Consider the following 3,506-nt stretch of genomic DNA (forward strand, 5'->3'; position numbering starts at 1 on the left):
AATCAAATCATTAAGCTCAGTAGAACTAATATGACGCACCACTACTTCTTTAGAATCTTTACTCATATACCAATATTATATATTTTATACTATATAAATATTGTCAAAAAATAGGTATCGTACTATATCTTTACATTATCTAACATATTAGATTTATTACTTTTATTATTATTTATTCTCATTTTATCATATTAATTGTTAAACTATAAATACCTATTTTTACAAAAATAATCGTTGAACGACCTATGAAATGATATCAAGACCTAATGATATTGTTAGGTTAAACAAATTATAAATATTTCTTATTAGGCATATCAAAGAAAATTATTAAGATAAATAGCAATATTGAGGAAATCAAATGAGTACTTTAGAAAAGCTCCAATCACTAATTATATTTATAGCTATTTTATTTGGGTTACTACTAGGTCAAATAGCCATAATTTCAAAAGGAGCAGGTTATATTATCATGCCTTTTTTGTTTTTAATGCTTTTCGCGATATTTATTAATATTCCTCTTAAAGATTTTAAAAAAAGCTTATCTAATTTTAGATTTACAACATTTAGTTTAATTATTAATTTTATCTGGACACCAATTTTAGCATATATATTAGGATATATGTTTTTAAGTAACAATTCTCAGTTATGGATTGGATTTATAATGTTACTTGTAACTCCATGCACTGACTGGTACCTCATGTTTACAGATATGGCTAAAGGAAATGTGCCTCTGGGCTTTTCTACTTTACCTTTAAATTTAATACTTCAAATTGTACTATTGCCAGTTTATCTATTATTATTTACAGGTGTTAATGGTGGATTTGATATTAATATGCTCTTTGAGAGTATAATATATATAATAATTCTACCATTTTTACTTGCTCAAATAGGTAGATATATTTTATCAAAAGAGAAATTCATTAAAAAATCATTAGATAAAAAAATTTTGGGCTTTTTTAAATCAATTCAAATCATATTTTTAAGTTTAGCTATTTTTGCAATGTTTGCATCTCAAGGAAATTTTTTAACACATAATTTAGGAGTAATCTTATTATTACTAACTCCATTTTTAATTTTCTTCATAGTAAACTTTTTATTGGTTAGAGTCATTGCTAAGTTTAGTAAAATGAAGCATGACGAATATGTTAGCTTATCACTTACCACCTTAGCTAGAAATTCTCCAATATCATTAGCTATTGCTGTAGTAGCGTTTCCAAACAATCCACTGATTTCTTTAGCTCTTGTAATAGCTCCATTAATAGAACTGCCAATTTTAACTATTGTTTCTCAGTTATTATTACTTTTAAATAAAGGTAAAAATGAAAATAGGTAAATTAACTAATCATTACTATCATGAGTATAGTTAAAGGAATCTTCTTCAATTTTTTCAAGTTTAACTTTAAAGTTATTTATTTCTGATTTAAATGTTTCAAGTAGTTCTAAAGAATTTTGTAATCTTTTAATAGCTAAATTTAGTATTTTATGCTGTTCTTGAGTGCATATTCCTTCATAAATACCATTTAATTTAGTAAATTCATTTATTAATTCATTTAACTCTATTTTTAAATCATTAAACACATCTAATCTGGATTCGGATCCATTGATTATAAAATCAAAATCTACTTCTCGAATTTTACTTTCAACTTCAATATCTTCCAATGCAATTTCTTTAAATTCCTCATTATATATCTTATCTTCGTTATATTTTTCTATTGCAATATCAAATTTTTGACTAAAATATCCTATAACTTCAAAAAATTTATTAGTTACATCTATTAATTCCTCTTCAGATATTAATCCCATATTAGCATCTTTAAAATTAACCCCATATTTTTTATTTATTTCACTTCCTAGCTCATCTAATGCATCATAATATTCAACATATGCTTCATCAATATTTCTAATATATTTGTCGATTTCATCATAGTACCCAAAGTACTCTTTTTCAAGCTCTTTTAAGAAATTTTCAGCCTCTTCAAGAATATTATCTAAAGTATTTAGTACTCTTTTAATTTCGACATTTAAACCTTCAAAATGTTCTAAATTATTTAAATATTCTTTAGGTAACTTTTTTAAATCATTACAGAGATTTGTAAATAAATTAATAGCATTATTAATGTCATCTAAAAATTCTTTAATATATGGAATTGTGTGTTCTTCTATTTGATCATCTGTACCTCTTTGTAAAAGTGTTTTTTTATAAAATTCTTGTTTTAAATCAAAAAATTTAATCCTATTATCTTCAAATTCATCATAATCTCCTATTAAAAGATCCGTGAATTCTTCAAATATAATATCTAACTGTCCAATAACTTTTTTATCCTTAAAATCAATATTATCTAAACTAATATTATTATCTTTTAAATCTCCTAATGTTAAATCATGAGAAATTACTACACCATCGACATAAATAAAATCATAAACAAAATTCTGTGAATCCCCTTGATCTAAGGCATCATAATCCATATTTTCATCAATATCCAAATCATTATTATTTAAACTGAGTTTTGAAAGCATGGCAATTAAAGATCCCATATCTTCTTCATTATTCTTATCATTTACCATTTTAGTTAATACATTTCTTATTATCTCTTCATCTTCCTTTACATTAATCATATGTTTTGTAGTGAATTCTTTACTATTGTCTAATTTAAGCATTTCTCTTATTGTTCTTGCTTTATCACCTACAGTACTTTTTTTAGTGTTAAAATATCCACATATTTCATCTGGAGTAACATGTGGCTTAAATGATTTATCAAATAAAAAATTTACCTGACCAAGAGCATAAATAACTCCACTTGCCCATATATCAAGTTTACCTCTTTTAAATGGTACTTCTCTCTTTCGTCCTAATTTTTTTACAAGGTTTACAGAAAGTTCAGCATATTCTTCATTAATATACTCTTTAGCAAATGATTCCACCATTCCTATTAACTGAGTTTCTTTAACTTTAATCTCTTCTTTAGACATGAAAACACCATATTATCCTGTTAATAGTTATATTTAATTTAAATTAATAATAAATTATTTCTATAAAATAAGCTTTATAAAACAACTATCATAACTATCATTAAAAATTTATTATTATAAAAATAAATATCTTAAGCTTTCAATAGCTTTCAATTAATTTAACCTTAAACTTTATTACTTTTGTAGTTTTATATTTAAAAATTCCAATATAATGTTTACAAGAACTATTAAAATAGCTATTAAATAGCCAAACAAGTATTAAATAATTAATAAATATGTATTTAGTAATTTTATGCTAAAATTCAGCTAATAAATAATAGTATTAAAAATTAAAGAATAAAATAAAAATTAAAGAATTAAACTTAATTAAAAACAAGAATTCAATGAATTAGCTATTAATCCCTATTAATCCCACAGCTGTTAAGTTAAGGATTTTTCATGTTAGATATGTAGTGTGTAATGTTGTGATGTTTTTTGTTTATATTCTTATTTTTCTTTTAGCATGTTTTTTATTCTTGATATTGTTAGTCTTGTGTGTC

The 3,506-nt window shown here is 23.6% G+C and carries 2 protein-coding genes; one reads left to right on the top strand and one right to left on the bottom strand.

Translation table 11 applies throughout. From position 1 onward, the window contains the following. The first annotated feature begins 358 nt into the window (after nt 1–358). On the top strand, nt 359–1,330 hold the full coding sequence (locus MBFIL_RS03260; protein WP_066971462.1) for an arsenic resistance protein: 972 nt from the start codon (nt 359–361) through the stop codon (nt 1,328–1,330). Between the two features lie 5 nt (nt 1,331–1,335). Here MBFIL_RS03260 and MBFIL_RS03265 read toward each other — a convergent pair whose 3' ends face one another. Next, complete coding sequence (locus tag MBFIL_RS03265) at nt 1,336–2,967, bottom strand: DUF6398 domain-containing protein (protein WP_066971464.1); 1,632 nt, start codon at nt 2,965–2,967, stop codon at nt 1,336–1,338. Nucleotides 2,968–3,506 lie beyond the last annotated feature (539 nt).

The sequence above is a fragment of the Methanobrevibacter filiformis genome (assembly GCF_001639265.1).
GTDB classification, from domain to species: Archaea; Methanobacteriota; Methanobacteria; order Methanobacteriales; family Methanobacteriaceae; genus Methanacia; species Methanacia filiformis.